The following is a 16,318-nucleotide window of genomic DNA, read 5'->3' as shown; positions in this document are numbered from 1 at the left end:
TCCGCGGTGCCTGTCCGTCCGGCACCGCGGACGGGTCAGTCCGTCAGTCCGTGATGTCGATGACCCGGGTCGCCGCCTGACCCGCCAGCACGATCTCGTCGGCCGCCGCCAGGTGCTTGCGCCAGAACGTCTCGGCCGCCTCGCCCCGCCCGGAGCGCACCAGCCGGATCAGCTTCTCGTAGGACTTCAGCGCCTGCTCGTCCATGCCCGGGCGGCCACTGCTGCGCACCGCGTTGCGGGTCTGCCGCAGGATGATCTCGTGCAGCATCCCGGCCATCAGCGCCAGGGTCTGATTGCCCGCCAGCTGCACCATCCGCAGGTGGAACCTGGCCGAGCCGACCGCGAAACCGGCCGGGGAGCCGAGATTGGCCCGCTCGCCCTCCAGCGCCGCCTCCAGGGCGGCATAGCGCTCCTCGTCCCCGGTCAGGGCCAGCAGCCGCGCGGCGGTCGGCTCGATCGCGCTGCGCGCGGTGTAGACGTCGGCGAGCGTGGCGCCACCGATCTGCAGTTGCAGCGCGGCCGGCAGCGCCACCGCCTCCGGCCCCGGGATGCGCACCCGCGCCCCGGTGCGCGAGCCGCGCCGCAGCTCGACCAGCCCCTCCGACTCCAGCACCCGCACCGCCTCGCGCAGGGTGGGCCGGGACACCCCGAAGTGCTCCAGCAGTTGCGCCTCGTGTGGGAGGAAGTCGCCGTTCTTCAGCTCACCGTCGGCGATCATGCGGCGCAGACGTCGGGCCACGAGCTCTCCGGTCTTCGGAGCCCGGACACTGGCGGCCAACGCGCTGTCGAGCGGTCCTTCGTCGAGCCGTCGGGCGTCGGCCTGCACCATGGGACCCGCCTTCCCTGAAAGTTGACTAGGGTCACCAGGATACCGAACACCGTCCCGCTCAGTGGGAACCGCACGGGGGTTGCCGGAGCCACGCCCCGACAATGGGCGAAGCGGAGAACGCCTGGAGAGCGGAGTGGCGATGAGTACGACCCTCGAACCCGACGGTACCCATGACGGTCTGCCCGCCTTCTACTTCGACAACCGGCTCGACGGCCCGGTCCTCAGCCATCTGCAGCGCTGGGACGAGCTGGCCGGCACCCACACCGGGTTCCGCAGCACGGTCGCCGGCGGCTACTGGGTGGCCACCGACGGCCCGGCCGTGCAGCGGGCGCTGCAGGACTGGCAGACCTTCTCCAACACCTCGGTGACGGCGCTCGAACCGGACCCGAAGTTCCTGTGGATCCCCGAGATGCTGGACCCGCCCGAGCACACCGCGTGGCGTCGCCTGCTCGGCCGTTACTTCTCCCCGGCCGCCGTCGCCGCCCGGGAACCGGAGATCCGCCGCACCGCGACGGAGCTGATCGACGCCCTCGCCGACCGGGGCGGTGCCGACGTGCTCGACGACTTCGCGCGCCGCTTCCCGACCCTGATCTTCATGCGTCTGATGGGCCTGCCCGAGGAGGACCTGCCCACCTTCCTCGCCTGGATCCACGACCTGCTGCACCTCTCCCACGCCGAGGACCCGCAGGGCAGCCGGCAGTTGAGCGCCATGCAGGCCGTCTCGGCCTACTTCGACGAACAGATCGCCCTGCGCCGCAGGGCCCCGCGCGACGACCTGCTGTCCCACGCCATGGCCTGGACGATCGACGACCAGCCGATCAGCGACCGGGACATGCACGCCTTCTGCATCCTGATGTTCCAGGCCGGCTTCGACACGGTCCCGATCTCGATCGGCTGGGCGCTGTACCACTTCGCCACGCATCCGGAACAGCGTGCCGAGATCGTCGCCGACCCCGCACTCATCGCCGGCGGGGTGGAGGAGATCCTGCGCGTCTACTCGTTCGTCGTCCCGGCGCGCAAGGCGACCAGGGACGTCGAGATCGCCGGCTGTCCGGTCAGGGCGGGCGAGATGGTGATGCTCCCGCTCGCGGTCACCAACCGCGACCCGCACCGCTACGAGAACCCGCTGGAGGTGGACCTGCACCGCAGCAGCACCAACCACATCGCGTTCGGCTCGGGCCCGCACCGCTGCCTGGGCTCGCACCTGGCCCGCCTCGAACTCACCACAGCGGTCAGGGAGTGGCACCGGCGCATCCCCGACTACCGCGTCGCACCCGGTCAGGAACTGCGGCAGCACGGCAACATGTACGGCCTCCAGTCGCTCCGGCTGGAGTGGTGAGGCTCTGACGATGAGTCACGACATGACGATCGGGTTCGTCGGCGCGGGCAGCATCGGCGAACCCATGCTGGAGCGCCTGCTGACGGCCGGTCACCGGGTGCGTGCCTACGCGCGACGGCCCGAGGTCCGGGCCCGGCTCGCCGCTGCCGGCGCTGAGCTCGTCGACAGGCCGCCCGACATCGCCGACTCCGACGCCGTGGTCAGCTGCCTGTTCAGCGACGCCCAGGTGCTCGACGTGCTGCCCGGGGTCGTCGCGGCCATGGACGCCCACGCGGTGCTGGTGTCGCACACCACCGGCCTGCCGGCGACGCTGCGCCGTCTGGACGAGGCGTCGCCCACCGGCAGGGCGGCGATCGTGGACGCCGCCTTCAGCGGAACGGCGCAGGCGGTCCGCGACGGGCGGCTGACCGTCTACCTCGGCGGCGAGCCCGAGCACGTAGCGACGGCGCGTCACATCGTCAGCGCCTACGCCGACCCCGTCCTCGCGACCGGGGCCCGGGGCTCGGCGCTGCAGGTGAAGCTGCTCAACAACCTGCTCTTCGCCGGGGTCACCCAGCTGACCCTGCGCGGGCTACAGGCGGGCCGCGCCATGGGCGTCGACGAGGACAGCCTGCTGGCGGCCCTCGCGGTCAGCAGCGGCGGGAGCACCGCAGCCCGCTACATCGCGGCCCGCGGCGGGCCGGAACGCTATGTCGCCGCGGTCGCTCCGTACCTGCGCAAGGACCTGGCGGCCTGTGCGGAGGCCGCGGCCGAGGCGGGCCTGGAGATGGCGGAGCTGCTGACGGCGGCCCGCGAAGGACCCATGGATCTCGGTGGCGGCGCCACCGGTTGAGGGGGAGCCCCACGGCGCACGGCCGTGGGGCTCCCCGGCGCCTACGCGACCCGCTCCGCCAGCGACGCGCCGGCGACCACCCGGTCGGCGATCAGCGCCGCGACCTCCGACTCCGGCAGTCCGAGCTCGTCGACCAGGATGCGGACGGTGTCCTCGCCCAGGGTCGGCGGGTAGCTGGGTTCGACCTCGGCGGTGTTGACGAAGCGGATCGGGGTGGCGACGTTCTCGAAGGCGGTCCCGTCCTTCTGCACCACCACCAGGCTCCCGTCCCCGGCGGCACGGGCGTCGGCCAGCGCCTCCAGGACGTTCCTGACCGGGGCGACCGGCACCGAGGCGGCGGCGAGCAGTTCGACCCACTCGGCCGCGGGCCGCTCGGCGAACCGGGCCTCCAGGATCGCCCAGAGCGCCTCCTTGTTGCGCAGCCGGCTGGCCGCGTCGACGAAGCGCTGGTCGCCGACCAGCTCGTCGACCCCGAGGACCCGGCACAGGCCCTCCCACATCCGCGGGGTGTTCGCGGTGACCACCAGCTCGCGGCCGTCGCCGCCCTTGAACGAGCGGTAGGTGGCGATGGAGTCGTGGCCTGCGCCCTGCGGCCCCGGGGCCACGCCCCTGAGGTAGGTGTAGAGGGCCTGGTAGGAGAGCATCGCCAGCTGGCCGCGGAGCATGGAGACGTCGACGATGCGGCCGCGGCCGGTCTCGTGGCGGGCCTGCACCGCGGACAGCACGCCGATCACCGCGTACAGTCCCGCCACCACGTCGCCGGCCGGGATGCCGAGCCGTGCGGCCGGGGCGCCCGGGTGGCCGTTCAGGCTCATCACTCCGCCCAGGGCCTGGACCACCATGTCGTAGGCCGGACGGTCCCGCAATGGTCCCTCCTGTCCGAACCCGCTGATGGAGGCCCAGATCAGTGCGGGGTGCTTCGCGGTGACCGTCTCTGGGTCCAGTCCCAGCCGGGCGGTGACGCCGGGCCGGAAGTTCTCGATCACGATGTCGGCGCCGGCGATCAGCCGCATCAGCACATCGAGCCCGCGCGGCGTCTTCAGGTCCACCGCGATGCCGCGCTTGTTTCGGTTGTTGGCCAGGAAGTAGGCGCTCTCGCCCTCGACCGTGGGCCCGACGATGGCGCGGCTGGAGTCGCCGTCGAGCGACTCGACCTTGATGATGTCCGCGCCCAGGTCCCCGAGCAGCTGGGTCGCCGAGGGCCCCGAGAGGAAGGTGGTCAGGTCGATGACCCGCAGCCCTTCCAGGGGCGGGCGCTCGTCGGTCGTCATGCGGCCTCGAAGATGTGAATGGTGCAGGCACCGTGGTCCAGGCCGGCGGTGCCGCCGCCGGTGACATGGGTCAGCGCCCAGCGGGCGTCCTCGATCTGGCGTGCGCCGGCCTGGTCGGTGAGCTGCCAGAAGGCCTCGGCGATCTGGGCGACGCCGCTGGCGCCGACCGGGTGGCCCTTGGCGAGCAGTCCGCCGCTGGGGTTGACCACTACGTCGCCGCCGAAGGTGGTCCGGCCGTCGCGCAGCAGCGCGACCGCGCTGTGCTTCTCGGTCAGGCCGAAGGCCTCGTAGTAGACCAATTCGGCGATCGAGAACGCGTCGTGGAGCTCGATCATGTCGAGGTCCTCGGGTCCGATGCCGGCCTGGGCGTAGGCGTCGCGGGCGGACTGGTAGCTGATCTCGGGCTTGGTCATGTCGCGGAACCCCTCCTCGACCTGGCCCGAGTGCAGCACCGAGGCGGCCACCCGCATCCCGTTGGGGGCGCCGAGGCGGGCCCGGGCCCGCTCCGAGGCGAGGACCACCACGGCCGCGCCGTCGCCGGTCGGGCAGCACATCAGCAGGGTGAGCGGGTCGGCGACCGGCCGGGCCGCGAGCACCTCCTCGACCGTCACCTCCTTGCGGAACTGCGCGAAGGGGTTGAGCGCGCCGTGCCTGCGGGCCTTGACGCTGACGCGGGCCAGGTCCTCGACGGTGGCCTCGCTCTCGTAGAGGTAGCGGGTGGCCCGCATGGCGTAGACGGCGGGCATGATCAGGCCCTGCTTGACCTCGCGGTCCTCGGGGGAGAGCGGAAGGGCGCCGCCGCCGAACTGGGTCAGCTTCTCCACGCCGATGACCACGGCGACGTCGATCAGGCCCTGGTTGATCGCGGTCCAGGCCTCGTGCATCGCGGTGGCGCCGCTGGAGCAGGCGTTGTCGACGTTGACGGTCGGCACGGTGCCCAGGCCGATCTCCTTGGTGATCCGCTGACCGGTCATCATGCCGCCGTAGGAGTGGCCCACGTAGACGGCGTCGACGTCGGACTTCTGGATGCCGGCGCCCTGCAGGGCGTCGATCAGCGGGGACACGGCGAGGCCGACGTAGGACGAGCTCCGGTGCTTGCCGAAGGGGATCATCGCCGCCGATATCACGAACACGTTCTCAGTCATGGGGTTGTCTCCTTCTCACTCGCCGGCGACCGGCGCGAAGAACCACTGGTCGCCCTCGACGCCGAGGGCGACCGGGATGCCCGGTTGCAGCGGCGTGTCGCCCTCGCGGAGGTCGGCGAGGGTGCGGACGTCGTCGTCGAGGTCGATGTAGCCGATGGGCCGGACGCCCTCGACGCCGACGTGCAGCCGGGTGAAGGAGTAGAGGACGCCGGTGCTGGGGAGCGCGACCCGGGAGACCTCGCGGCTGACGCAGGAGCTGCAGACCACCCGGGTGCCGATCATGGTCCGGCCGCACTGGCCGCACTCGGTGCCGACCAGGCGCGGGCCCTCGGGGAAGGTCCCCAGCAGGCTGTCGGTCTCCAGGTCCGCGATCGGTGCGGAGACCGGGACCTCGGTGCTGGGCGTCATGCCTGTCCTCCGTTGGCGCCGCTGCGGGCGATGGACCGGGTGGGGCAGACGTCGATCGCCATCTTGATCTCGTCCTCGCCGTCGCCGTGCTGGTCGATGACGACCGCGATGCTCAGGTCGTCGAGGTCGAAGGTGTTGGGTGCGTAGAAGGTGCACTGCCCGGACCCCATGCAGCGGTCGCGGTCCACGGTGAGCTCACCGGCCATCACTGGGCCTCCCGCTCGGTGTAGTCGAGGTACAGGTGGTTGTGGCCGCGGAACTTGTAGCTGGCCATCAGGTCCCAGCGGCGGTCCTCCGCCGGGCCGTGGTGCTGCTCCGAGATGGAGATCCGCTCGGTGCGTTCGAGCAGGCGCTGGATGGAGAAGACCGCCTCGGCGCGGGCCAGCGGGGCACCGGGGCAGGTGTGGATGCCGCGGCCGAAGGCGAGGTGCTGGCGGGCGTTGGCCCGCTTGACGTCGAACTCGGCCGGGTTGTCGAAGATCCGCGGGTCGCGGCCGGCCGCACCGTGCAGCAGCAGCACGACGGTTCCCGGCTCCAGGTCCAGGCCGCCGATGCTGGTGGCCACCTTGGTGAGCCGGAAGGAGCCCTTGATCGGCGCCTCGATCCGCAGCGCCTCCTCGATGAACTTGGGGACCAGCGCCGGCTCGCGGCGCAGCAGGTCCTGCAGCTCCTGGTCCCCTGCGATCCGGGCCAGGGCGACGCCGAGGAGCTGGACGGTGGTCTCGTTGCCGGCGGCGAAGAGGTTGGAGGCGATCCGGGCGACGTCGATCGGCTCGGGGAGGGTGCCGTCCGGGAAGGTGGCCAGGGACATCCCGGTGAGGATGTCGCCGGTCGGGTTCTCCCGGCGCTCTTCGATCTTCTCGATGAAGTAGTCGTAGAGCCGTTCGAGGCTGTTGTGGTGGGCCACCTGGAGGTTGAGGTTGCCCAGGATCGGGCCCTGCCGGGTGGCGAGGAGTTCGATCAGCATCGGGTGGTCCGACTCGGGGACCCCGAGCAGGTCGGCGACGGCCAGCACCGCGTAGCGCTTGCTGTAGTCCCAGATGAACTCGCAGTGCCCCTGGGGCAGCAGCTCGTCCAGGAAGCGGTCGGCGGTGCGCTTGAGGAACTCCTCGTTCTCCTTCAGCCGCTTGGGGGTGATCAGTCCCATCAGCAGGGCGCGGTGGTCGGTGTGCATCGGCGGGTCGAAGGTGACCATCTGGTCGTTCTGCGGGAAGTGCGCGCGGTGCTGTTCGAGGAGGTCGGTGAGGTCCTCGCCGACCAGTTCGAAGGGGAGGTCCAGGACGGGCCCGCCGGTCCGGTTGATCGAGGAGTAGACCTCGGGGTGGTGGTAGACCTGGAGGGCCTCCTCGTACCCGGTGACGATGACGACTCCGTACTTCTCCTCGCGCCAGACCGGGTGGTCGGCGAGCATGTGGTCGAAGTAAGGCACTGAGTCAGCCGCCACTGCGGCGTCGGTGAAGTAGTCGATCTCCGTCGGGTCGATCTTCACGGTGCTCATCCGTACCCCTTTCCTTGCGGCGTGCCTGCGGCTCCGCGTCTTCCGAGCCGATGCGCTGTGTTTCGCTGTACGGAACGCACGTACTGTTATGCGATGGCCATAGGATGGTCCGACCACGGATCCCATGTCAAGGAGCGACGTCGGATTTCACCGCTTCAGCGCGGAGCCCCGAACCATTGACAGCCGCTCGAATCCGGGGGCAGAATCCCGACCGTGTTCCGTTGTAGCGTATCGATGTTCTGTTCTACGTAATACACGACATGGAGTAACAGATGACTGACGACCTCGGTCCCGATCCGCTGGCCCCCTGGGAGCGCGCGATCGCCGACGCGCACGCCGCCGCCCGCCACACCGACGGCGAGCAGTGCCGCGGCTCGGTGGCGCTTATCGACGAGGCCGCCCGGCTGCGCGGCGTCGCCCAGGTGAAGCTCGGCAGGGCCGTCTCGCTCGAACGCGAGGTCGAGACCCGCCCGCACCGCCTGGCCGCCGGCCGCGCGCTGGCCGAGGCCGAGAAGCGCGACTGGCAGCGCCTGGGCGCGGCCGGACTGCCCGACGGCCACGGCGGCGTCGAACTCAATGTGCACGTCGGCATCCACGGCCGCAGCGCCCACGGCGGAGAGGTCATCAGCTACGACCCGCACGGCGTGCACAACACCCACCTCGACGGGCTCTCGCACATCGGCGCGGACGCCGGCTGGCACGGCCCCATCGCCGCCGACGCCTCGCAGACCGACGAGGACACCATGGTCAACTGGGCCCAGCACGGCATCGCCACCCGCGGCGTGCTGCTGGACGTCGCGGCGGCCCGCGGCGTGGACTGGATCGTCGCCGAGCAGCCGGTCACCGCCGCCGAACTGGACAAGGCCCTCGCGGCCACCGGCGTCACCCTGGAGCCCGGCGACGCGCTCATCGTCTACCAGGGCCGCGACCGCTACGAGGCCGCCGGGAACGTCTACCCCAGCGGCGCCGCCGCCGTGCGCCGCCCCGGCATCGGCGAGGACGGCGCCAAGTGGATCGCCGCCCAGGACCCCGGCCTGGTGGCCTGGGACTTCCACGACGCGCGCAACAACCCCGGCGGAAAGCTGGAGGTCCACGGCCTGATCTACTCGATCGGACTCTGCCTGGTCGACAACTGCCTGCTGGGTCCGGCCGTCGCCGCGCTGAAGGAGGCCGGCGCCTCGACCGGCCTGCTCGTCGCCGCACCCACCGCGATCCACCGGTCGACCGGTGTGATCATCAACCCGCTGCTGCTCTACTGATCCGCTACTGTTCGCGCCGAAGGAGGTCTGGCACCGGACCGGGACACCGGGCCGGCGCCAGACCTTTGCCATGTCCCCATCTGCGCACAGTGCTCCATGTCCAGAAGGAGTCCTTCCATGCTCATAGGAGTGACCCGCGAGCCGGCCGGTGAGACCCGCGTGGCCGCGACCCCCGCGACCGTCAGGCAGCTCATCGCCCTCGGCTACGACCTGGTGGTCGAGGCCGGAGCCGGTGAGCTCTCCGCCTTCACCGACACCAGCTACAAGGAGGCCGGGGCCACCGTCGGCACCGCCGACGACGCCTGGGGCGCCGACGTCGTGCTGCGCGTCAACGGCCCCACGACCGAGGACGTCGCCCGTCCCAAGGACGGCGCCTACCTGGTCTCCACGCTGGCCCCGGCGCTCAACCCCGAGCTGGTGGACGCCCTCGCCGAACGCGACATCACCGTGCTGGCCATGGACGCCGTCCCGCGCATCAGCCGGGCCCAGTCCCTGGACGTGCTCTCCAGCATGGCCAACATCGCCGGCTACCGCGCCGTGGTCGAGGCCGCCCACGAGTTCGGCCGCTTCTTCACCGGCCAGGTGACCGCCGCGGGCAAGGTGCCCCCGGCCAAGGTGCTGGTCGCCGGGACCGGCGTGGCCGGCCTGGCCGCCATCGGCGCCGCCTCCAGCCTGGGCGCGATCGTGCGCGCCACCGACCCGCGCCCCGAGGTCGCCGACCAGGTGAAGTCGCTGGGCGGGCAGTACCTGCCGGTCGTCGTCGAGGAGCAGGCCCAGCAGTCCGGCGACGGCTACGCCAAGGCCACCTCGGAGCGCTACAACGAGGCCGCCGCCAAGCTCTACTCCGACCAGGCCGCCGACGTCGACATCATCATCACCACCGCGCTGATCCCCGGCCGCCCTGCCCCCAGGCTGATCACCGCGGCCGACGTGGCCTCGATGAAGGCCGGCTCGGTGATCGTCGACATGGCCGCCGCCCAGGGCGGCAACGTCGAGGACAGCGTGGCCGGCCAGAAGGTGGTCACCGACAACGGCGTGACCGTCCTCGGCTACACCGACCTGGCCGGCCGACTGCCCACCCAGGCCAGCCAGTTGTACGGCACCAACCTGGTCAACCTGCTCAAGCTGCTCACCCCGGGCAAGGACGGCCAGGTCGTGCTGGACCTCGACGACGCCGTGCAGCGCGGCATCACCGTGGTGCGCGCCACCGGGACCGGCCGCGGCGAGAAGCTCTGGCCGCCACCGCCGGTCCAGGTCAGCGCGGCCCCCGCCGCGGCGCCGGCCGAGCAGGCACAGGCACCGGCGAAGCCGCAGCGCAAGCCGCTGTCGGCCGCCGGGCGGGTCGCCCTGGTGCTGACCGCGATCGCCCTGCTGTGGCTGGTGATCGCGCTCGCCCCGGCGCCGATCCCGCAGGACTTCACCGTGCTCACGCTGGCCGTGGTGATCGGCTACTACGTCATCGGCAAGGTCCACCACGCGCTGCACACGCCCCTGATGAGCGTCACCAACGCCATCTCCGGGGTCATCGTGGTCGGCGCGCTGGTCCAGATCGGACCGGGCGAGCACGTGATCCAGGTACTGGCCGGGATCGCCACGCTGCTCGCGTCCATCAACGTCTTCGGTGGCTTCGCGGTGACCCGCCGGATGCTCGCCATGTTCAGCAAGGAGAACTGACGTGTCCGCAGCCTCCATCGCCACGGCGGCCTACCTGGTCGCCGCACTGCTCTTCGTCCTGTCCCTGGCCGGCCTGAGCAAGCACGAGACGGCCCGTCAGGGCTGGACCTACGGCGTGGTCGGCATGGTCGTCGCGCTGGCCGCCACCGTCGGCCTGACCGTCCACGACAGCCCGGTGCGGACGACCACGGTGCTGATCGTGGTCGCCGCGATCGGGATCGGCGCCGTGGTCGGCCTGTGGCGCGCCCGCATCGTGCAGATGACCGGCATGCCCGAACTGATCGCGCTGCTGCACTCGTTCGTGGGTCTGGCCGCGGTACTGGTCGGCTGGGCCTCCTACATCGAGGTGGAACGCAACGGCCTGGGCGGCTTCACCGGCTCGCTGCTGCGCATCCACCACGCCGAGGTCTTCATCGGCATCTTCATCGGCGCGGTGACCTTCACCGGCTCGGTGGTCGCCAACCTGAAGCTCAGCGCGAGGATCAAGTCCGCCCCGCTGGTGCTGCCGGGCAAGAACCTGCTCAACCTGCTGGCGCTGCTCGCCTTCGCGGTGCTGACCGCGCTGTTCGTGATCCACCCCTCCTCCTGGGCGATCATCGCGGTGACCGCGATCGCGCTGCTGTTCGGCTGGCACCTGGTCGCCTCCATCGGCGGCGGCGACATGCCGGTGGTGGTCTCCATGCTGAACAGCTACTCCGGCTGGGCGGCCGCGGCCAGCGGCTTCCTGCTCAACAACGACCTGCTGATCGTCACCGGCGCGCTGGTCGGCTCCTCCGGCGCCTACCTGTCCTTCATCATGTGCAAGGCGATGAACCGCTCCTTCCTCTCCGTCATCGCCGGCGGCTTCGGCATCGAGGCGCCCAGCGGCGCGGACGACGGCGAGCAGGGCGAGCACCGGGAGACCTCCGCAGAGGAGACCGCCGACCTGCTGGCCAACGCCTCCCGGGTGGTCATCACCCCCGGCTACGGCATGGCCGTGGCCCAGGCCCAGCACCCGGTCGCCGAGCTGACCCGGCTGCTGCGGGACCGCGGCGTCGACGTGCGCTTCGCCATCCACCCGGTCGCCGGCCGGCTGCCTGGCCACATGAACGTGCTGCTGGCCGAGGCGAAGGTGCCCTACGACATCGTGCTGGAGATGGACGAGATCAACGACGAACTCGCCGACACCGACGTGGTCCTGGTGATCGGCGCCAACGACACCGTCAACCCGGCCGCCGCCGAGGACCCGACCAGCCCGATCGCCGGCATGCCGGTGCTGCGGGTGTGGGAGGCCGCGAACGTGGTCGTCTTCAAGCGCTCCATGGCCAGCGGCTACGCCGGGGTGCAGAACCCGCTGTTCTTCCGCGAGAACACGGCGATGCTCTTCGGCGACGCCAAGACCAGGGTCGACGAGATCGTCGGCGTCCTGGCCGCGGCCCGCGCGGTTCCCGCCCTCGTCTGACGGCTCTGCCCAGAGCAGCGACCGCCAGAGCAACGATCGCCAGGGCAACGACCGGTCGGCGCCGCACTCGGACCAACGGGTGCGGCGCCGACCGGTTCTGTCGTTCCCCGCAGACGGGGAACGGGACGAACAGGCAGTGGCCGCCGCGCGCCTGTGCGCACGGCGGCCACCGCCGACCTGGGGTTCTCGGGTGCGGCTACTACGCGGGCGCACCGGAGTTGGAGATGGGGAGCAGCTGGCCCCCGTCGAGCTTGAGCTGCTGCCCGGTGACCCAGCGGGACTCGTCCGAGGCGAAGTACAGGACGGCCGCCGAGATCTCCCGCGGCGTCAGCCAGGGGACGCCCATCGGGGACTTGGTGGCCAGCGAGGGGATCATGTCCTCGCGGGTCGGGTTCTCCAGGTCCGGCCGGAAGGCGTGGTACATGAAGTCGTTGTCCATCATGGCCGTGTCCACGTTGGTCGGGTGGATCACGTTGACCCGGATCTGCTGGTCGGCGTAGATGCGCGCCAGGTCGTGCCCCAGCCGGGCCACGTGCCGCTTGGCGTGGGCGTAGCCCAGGCCGCCGGCGCCGGTGATGTCGACGGAGCCGACCAGCAGGGCCGCGGTGGAGCCGGTGAGGATCACCGACGCGCCGGACTCCAGGTACTGCGCGGCGGCGGTGACCGTGTTGACCACGCCGACCAGGTTGACCTGCACGACGTCGAAGAAGGCCTGCGGGGTGTCGGTGCCCATGGTCAGGATGCCCGCCTGGGCGACCACCACGTCCAGCTTGCCCAGCTCGGCGACGCCCTGGTCCACGGCGGCCTGCAGCTGCGAGAGCACCCGCACGTCGGCCTGCCGGGCGACGATGCGCCGGCCCAGGGCCTGGACCTGACGGACCGTCTCGTCCAGGTCCTCCTTGGTGGCCATCGCGTAGGGCGCGGTGTCGATGTCCTCGAGGATGTCCACGGCGATGATGTCCGCGCCCTCCTCGGCCAGCCGAACGGCGTGGCTGCGGCCCTGTCCGCGGGCGGCACCCGTGATGAGGGCGACCTTGCCCTCGACGCGTCCCGACATGAGTCTCTCCTGGTGTGATCGGTGGAAGGTGGGTCTGCGGGTGGAGCGGGGAGCGGGGGGCGTCAGTCGAGCGGGTCGTACCCGGTCGGCAGGCCGTCCAGGATCAGGGTCTTGGACTCCAGGTAGGGGAGCAGGCCGTCGCGACCGCCCTCGCGCCCGATGCCGGACTGCTTGAAGCCGCCGAAGCCCATCGCGGGGTCGGTCCGGTAGCCGTTGTGGCCCACCGTGCCCGCGCGGAGCCGGCGGGCGACCCGGAGGGCGCGGTCGGCGTCGTCGGTGAAGACGCTGGCGTTGAGGCCGTAGGGGGTCTCGTTGGCCAGCTGGATCGCGTGCTCCTCGTCGTCGGCGGGGATGACGCTGAGGACCGGGCCGAAGATCTCCTCCTGGGCGATGGTCGACCCGTTGTCGACGCCGGCGAAGACGGTCGGCTGCAGGTAGTAGCCGCGCTCGAACCCCTCCGGGCGGCCGCCGCCGGTGACCAGGCGTGCGCCCTCGGCCAGGCCCTTGGCGACGAAGCCCTCCACGCGGTCGCGCTGGCGCTCCATGGCCAGCGGGCCGAGCTGCGCGTCGGGGTCGAACGGGTCGCCGATGCGCACCGCGCCGAAGAAGCTCCCGAGGGCCTCGGCGAAGGCGTCGTGGCGGTGCCGGCTGACGATGATGCGCGTCAGCGAGGAGCACACCTGGCCGTTGAGGGTGCACTCGGCGGCGGCCAGCGACCTGGCCGCGGTCTCCAGGTCGTAGTCGTCCAGGACGATGGCCGGGGACTTGCCGCCCAGCTCCAGGGTGAAGCGGGCCATCCGGTCGCCGCAGATGGCGGCGATCCGGCGGCCGGCGGCGCTGGAGCCGGTGAAGGCGATCTTGTCCACCCGCGGGTCGCGGACCAGCAGCTCGGACACCTCGCGGTCGGCGGTGAGCACGTTCAGGACGCCGGCCGGCAGGCCGATCTCCTCGGCCACCTCGGCCAGCACGTAGGCCTCGCCGGGTGCCTCCGGGGGCGCCTTGAGGACGACGGTGCAGCCGGCCAGCAGGGCGGGGCCGACCTTGTGGGCCGCCAGCGACATCGGGGTGTTCCAGGCGACGATGGCGCCGACGACGCCGATCGGCTCGCGGACCACGGCCCCGAAGGGGCCCTGGTTGGGCCGGTGCCGGACCTCGAAGGGGAAGTCGGCGGCCAGGTCGGCGTAGTAGTCGTAGCTGGCCCCGATCCGCTCGATGGAGCCCTTCGACATGGAGTGCAGCACGCCGACCTGACGCGTCCACAGCTGGCTGGCGTCGGCGGCCCGGCGGCGCAGGCCGTCGGCGATCCGGTGCAGCCACTGCGCCCGTTCCGCGAGTGCCAGCTGCGGCCATCCTGAGCTGTCGAAGGCGCGGCGCGCGGCGGCGACGGCCAGGGACATGTCCTCGGCGCCGGCCTCGGCGGCCCGGTAGTAGAGCTCCTCGGTCGCCGGATCGATGATCGCGAAGGTCGACGCCGTGGTCGGCGCCACCCATCGGCCGTCGATGAAGAGGCGGTCGGGGTGTCGCAGCGGTACCGGCTGTTCGCGCGCGGAGGGCGCCGCACCTGCAGATCCGTCAACGCTGACTTGGGTGGACATCAGAGCCTCCGTATCCGGGCCCCACTGTTCATGAGCCGGGGGCCGGGCGTTCGTTTAACCGAACGATCGTTGCTTTATACAGCTGAGTCAGCTTCGCCCACGTTCCCCTGCGTGTCAAGGACCAGATCAGGGCCGCTCCGGCGGCCGATTGCGAGTCGGACGGGTGGCGGTGACGGGGCCATGCCGAGCCCGGAACTACCGCGTGCAGACCCCTTGACTCGCCATGTCGGCGGGATCACACTCAGGGACGCTGTAGCGATCAGCTGTCCCGTTGAACGGAACACCGGGGAGGCACGGAAGCCTCACCCAGGTATGTGCATCGTGCAGCCAAAGACTAACGCCAAGATCCCCGGATGAAAGAGGCAACGATGCCCCCCATCACCGCAGAAGCAGAGCCCAGGCCTGCGCGCCCCACCCCGTTCATCATCGGGATCCTGATCCTCGCTGCCATCGTCAGCTCCTTCGAAGCCACGATGATGTACACGGCGCTGCCGGAGGTCATCCAGCACTTCAAGACCACCCCCGGCAACGCCGGCTGGGTGCTCACCGGATTCCTCCTGGTGGGGGCGGCGTCCGCGGCCATCAGCGGCCGCCTGGGCGACGCCTTCGGCCGCCGCAACGTGCTGGTCGTGGTGCTGGTGGCCTCGATCGTCGGATCCGTGGTCAGCCTGGCCAGCAACAGCCTCGCCGGGCTCATCATCGGCCGCTCGATCCAGGGTCTGGCCGGCGGTCTGGTCCCGCTCTGCATCGGGGTGCTGCGCGAGAACCTGCCGAAGAAGAAGCTGCCCGTGGGCGTGGCGGTGGTCGCGGGGGCGGCCATGTGGGGCGGGGCCGCGGGCAACGTCATCTCGGGCAACATCGTCGACTCCTGGGGCTGGCACTACATCTTCGTGGTCGCCGCGGTCCTGGCAGCGGTCACCGCGGTCGGCGCGTGCTTCCTACCGCGGCCGGTCGTGAAGTCGGGGCTGGACCGGATCGACTGGCTCGGCGGACTGCTCTTCGCCCCCGGCGTCGCCCTCGCCCTGTACGGCGTCAACGAGAGCAGCACCTGGGGCTGGTCCAGCGGCAAGACCATCGGCTTCATTCTGGGCGGCATCGTGGTCCTGGTGCTGTGGACCGTGTGGGAGCTGAACGTCGACAAGCCGCTCATCAACATCCGGTTCTTCTTCGACCGCAAGCTCGGCCTGACCCTGGTCGCCACCGCGCTGGTCTCCTTCGGCACGCTGGGCATCTCCGGCTTCGTCGGCCAGATCGTGATGCAGACCCCGAAGATGGCCCCGGTCGGTCTGGGCCTCAGCGCCGGAACCGCCGGCGACGTCTCCTTCGCCATCGGCCTCATCGGATTCGTGGCCGCGTCGCTCAGCGGGCGCATCTCCCGGGGCGGACGGGCCCGCAACTCCTTCATCATCGGAGCAGCCTTCGCTGTCGCGGCGGCCATCCTTTCGGCCCTGCTGCTGCACTCGCTCGCGGGCTGGATCTTCTCGCAGATCGTGCTGACCATCGCGACCGGCTTCCTGCTCAGCTCCCTGCCCAACCTGATCGTCGAGGGGGTGCCCGGCTCCAACACCAGCGAGGCGCAGGGCGTCTACATGGTCACCCAGACCGCCTTCTCGGGTGTCGGCACCTCCATCGGCACCGTGCTGATGTCCCACTACCTGGTGACCGGCACGCCGTTCACCACCCGCACCGGCTACAACGTGCTCTTCACCATGGTGGCCGTCGTCGCCGCCGTCGCGGTCGTGGTGGCCCTGTTCATCCGCCTGAACCCGCTGAAGGCCGGCGACAGCGACGAGCTCGCGGAGGCGCGGGCCGAGGGCCTGGCCGACGCGGTCGCCATCACCCCGGAAGCCATCTGAACCGGTCCGTCCGGCCGAAGTCGGCCGCCCGGCTCTGTCCGCGGCCCCCTCGGGGACCGCGGACAGAGCCACGGCACCCCGGCCCGACCAGCACCACCAGCACCGACGCAAGGA

The 16,318-nt window shown here is 71.2% G+C and carries 14 protein-coding genes; 6 read left to right on the top strand and 8 right to left on the bottom strand.

The annotated features are described in order from the left end of the window. Nucleotides 1-43 precede the first annotated feature (43 nt). Entirely contained in the window at nucleotides 44-829 is a 786-nt protein-coding gene (locus tag ABUW04_RS03040; RefSeq protein WP_380562409.1) for a FadR/GntR family transcriptional regulator, read from the bottom strand. A gap of 139 nt (nucleotides 830-968) precedes the next feature. Between ABUW04_RS03040 and ABUW04_RS03035 the strand changes: the two genes are divergently transcribed. Both ABUW04_RS03035 and ABUW04_RS03030 read left to right on the top strand, forming a co-directional pair. Next, nucleotides 969-2,168, top strand: a complete 1,200-nt coding sequence (locus ABUW04_RS03035; RefSeq protein ID WP_380562407.1) for a cytochrome P450 — start codon at nucleotides 969-971, stop codon at nucleotides 2,166-2,168. A gap of 22 nt (nucleotides 2,169-2,190) precedes the next feature. After that, nucleotides 2,191-3,000 carry an NAD(P)-dependent oxidoreductase gene (locus ABUW04_RS03030; RefSeq protein WP_380562405.1) on the top strand — a complete coding sequence of 270 codons (810 nt, stop codon included), beginning with the start codon at nucleotides 2,191-2,193 and terminating at the stop codon, nucleotides 2,998-3,000. A gap of 41 nt (nucleotides 3,001-3,041) precedes the next feature. On the opposite strand, the gene ABUW04_RS03025 is transcribed toward ABUW04_RS03030, so the two are convergent. Genes ABUW04_RS03025 through ABUW04_RS03005 form a run of 5 tightly spaced genes read right to left on the bottom strand, consistent with a single transcriptional unit; the run spans nucleotide 3,042 to nucleotide 7,322 of the window. Next, a complete protein-coding gene (locus ABUW04_RS03025; RefSeq protein WP_380562403.1) occupies nucleotides 3,042-4,271 on the bottom strand; it encodes a CaiB/BaiF CoA transferase family protein in 1,230 nt (409 codons plus the stop codon). After that, nucleotides 4,268-5,416 carry a thiolase family protein gene (locus ABUW04_RS03020; RefSeq protein WP_380562401.1) on the bottom strand — a complete coding sequence of 383 codons (1,149 nt, stop codon included), beginning with the start codon at nucleotides 5,414-5,416 and terminating at the stop codon, nucleotides 4,268-4,270. Before ABUW04_RS03020 ends, ABUW04_RS03025 begins: the two co-directional genes overlap by 4 nt. A gap of 15 nt (nucleotides 5,417-5,431) precedes the next feature. Then, nucleotides 5,432-5,824 (bottom strand): Zn-ribbon domain-containing OB-fold protein, encoded by a 393-nt coding sequence (locus tag ABUW04_RS03015; RefSeq protein WP_380562399.1) that lies wholly within the window; start codon nucleotides 5,822-5,824, stop codon nucleotides 5,432-5,434. Next, nucleotides 5,821-6,030, bottom strand: coding sequence for a ferredoxin (locus tag ABUW04_RS03010; protein WP_030258379.1), 210 nt, complete (start codon nucleotides 6,028-6,030; stop codon nucleotides 5,821-5,823). The genes ABUW04_RS03015 and ABUW04_RS03010 overlap by 4 nt, the downstream gene beginning before the upstream one ends. Then, nucleotides 6,030-7,322: a cytochrome P450 gene (locus ABUW04_RS03005; protein ID WP_030258377.1), complete on the bottom strand. Its 1,293-nt coding sequence runs from the start codon at nucleotides 7,320-7,322 to the stop codon at nucleotides 6,030-6,032. The genes ABUW04_RS03010 and ABUW04_RS03005 overlap by 1 nt, the downstream gene beginning before the upstream one ends. A 272-nt stretch (nucleotides 7,323-7,594) precedes the next feature. Between ABUW04_RS03005 and ABUW04_RS03000 the strand changes: the two genes are divergently transcribed. From ABUW04_RS03000 to pntB, 3 genes are all read left to right on the top strand, one after another. After that, nucleotides 7,595-8,581, top strand: a complete 987-nt coding sequence (locus ABUW04_RS03000) for a cyclase family protein (protein ID WP_030258375.1) — start codon at nucleotides 7,595-7,597, stop codon at nucleotides 8,579-8,581. 117 nt (nucleotides 8,582-8,698) lie between these two features. Then, entirely contained in the window at nucleotides 8,699-10,255 is a 1,557-nt protein-coding gene (locus tag ABUW04_RS02995) for a Re/Si-specific NAD(P)(+) transhydrogenase subunit alpha (protein ID WP_380562397.1), read from the top strand. A gap of 1 nt (nucleotide 10,256) precedes the next feature. Next, the gene (gene pntB, locus ABUW04_RS02990; protein WP_380562395.1) at nucleotides 10,257-11,696 is read left to right on the top strand and encodes a Re/Si-specific NAD(P)(+) transhydrogenase subunit beta; all 1,440 of its coding nucleotides are present in this window, start codon (nucleotides 10,257-10,259) and stop codon (nucleotides 11,694-11,696) included. A 199-nt stretch (nucleotides 11,697-11,895) separates the two neighbouring features. Here pntB and ABUW04_RS02985 read toward each other — a convergent pair whose 3' ends face one another. After that, nucleotides 11,896-12,753: a mycofactocin-coupled SDR family oxidoreductase gene (locus ABUW04_RS02985; RefSeq protein ID WP_380562393.1), complete on the bottom strand. Its 858-nt coding sequence runs from the start codon at nucleotides 12,751-12,753 to the stop codon at nucleotides 11,896-11,898. 62 nt (nucleotides 12,754-12,815) lie between these two features. Further along, a complete protein-coding gene (locus ABUW04_RS02980) occupies nucleotides 12,816-14,348 on the bottom strand; it encodes an aldehyde dehydrogenase (protein ID WP_380562391.1) in 1,533 nt (510 codons plus the stop codon). A gap of 368 nt (nucleotides 14,349-14,716) precedes the next feature. On the opposite strand from ABUW04_RS02980, the gene ABUW04_RS02975 reads away from it, so the two are divergent. Next, nucleotides 14,717-16,204: an MFS transporter gene (locus tag ABUW04_RS02975; protein WP_380562389.1), complete on the top strand. Its 1,488-nt coding sequence runs from the start codon at nucleotides 14,717-14,719 to the stop codon at nucleotides 16,202-16,204. Nucleotides 16,205-16,318: the final 114 nt, after the last annotated feature.

Origin of the sequence: Streptacidiphilus jeojiensis (assembly GCF_042510965.1) — a bacterium.
GTDB classification, from domain to species: Bacteria; Actinomycetota; Actinomycetes; order Streptomycetales; family Streptomycetaceae; genus Streptacidiphilus; species Streptacidiphilus jeojiensis.
This window is presented reverse-complemented; position numbering and strand designations above follow the sequence as displayed.

What these genes read in the sequence shown, in the direction of transcription:
- ABUW04_RS03015 (WP_380562399.1), bottom strand. Translation starts at nt 5,824, where the DNA reads ATGACGCCCAGCACCGAGGTCCCGGTCTCCGCACCGATCGCGGACCTG.
- ABUW04_RS03035 (WP_380562407.1), top strand. Translation starts at nt 969, where the DNA reads ATGAGTACGACCCTCGAACCCGACGGTACCCATGACGGTCTGCCCGCC.
- ABUW04_RS03025 (WP_380562403.1), bottom strand. Translation starts at nt 4,271, where the DNA reads ATGACGACCGACGAGCGCCCGCCCCTGGAAGGGCTGCGGGTCATCGAC.
- ABUW04_RS03020 (WP_380562401.1), bottom strand. Translation starts at nt 5,416, where the DNA reads ATGACTGAGAACGTGTTCGTGATATCGGCGGCGATGATCCCCTTCGGC.
- ABUW04_RS03040 (WP_380562409.1), bottom strand. Translation starts at nt 829, where the DNA reads ATGGTGCAGGCCGACGCCCGACGGCTCGACGAAGGACCGCTCGACAGC.
- ABUW04_RS03010 (WP_030258379.1), bottom strand. Translation starts at nt 6,030, where the DNA reads ATGGCCGGTGAGCTCACCGTGGACCGCGACCGCTGCATGGGGTCCGGG.
- ABUW04_RS02980 (WP_380562391.1), bottom strand. Translation starts at nt 14,348, where the DNA reads ATGTCCACCCAAGTCAGCGTTGACGGATCTGCAGGTGCGGCGCCCTCC.
- ABUW04_RS03030 (WP_380562405.1), top strand. Translation starts at nt 2,191, where the DNA reads ATGACGATCGGGTTCGTCGGCGCGGGCAGCATCGGCGAACCCATGCTG.
- ABUW04_RS02975 (WP_380562389.1), top strand. Translation starts at nt 14,717, where the DNA reads ATGCCCCCCATCACCGCAGAAGCAGAGCCCAGGCCTGCGCGCCCCACC.
- ABUW04_RS02995 (WP_380562397.1), top strand. Translation starts at nt 8,699, where the DNA reads ATGCTCATAGGAGTGACCCGCGAGCCGGCCGGTGAGACCCGCGTGGCC.
- ABUW04_RS02985 (WP_380562393.1), bottom strand. Translation starts at nt 12,753, where the DNA reads ATGTCGGGACGCGTCGAGGGCAAGGTCGCCCTCATCACGGGTGCCGCC.
- ABUW04_RS03000 (WP_030258375.1), top strand. Translation starts at nt 7,595, where the DNA reads ATGACTGACGACCTCGGTCCCGATCCGCTGGCCCCCTGGGAGCGCGCG.
- ABUW04_RS03005 (WP_030258377.1), bottom strand. Translation starts at nt 7,322, where the DNA reads ATGAGCACCGTGAAGATCGACCCGACGGAGATCGACTACTTCACCGAC.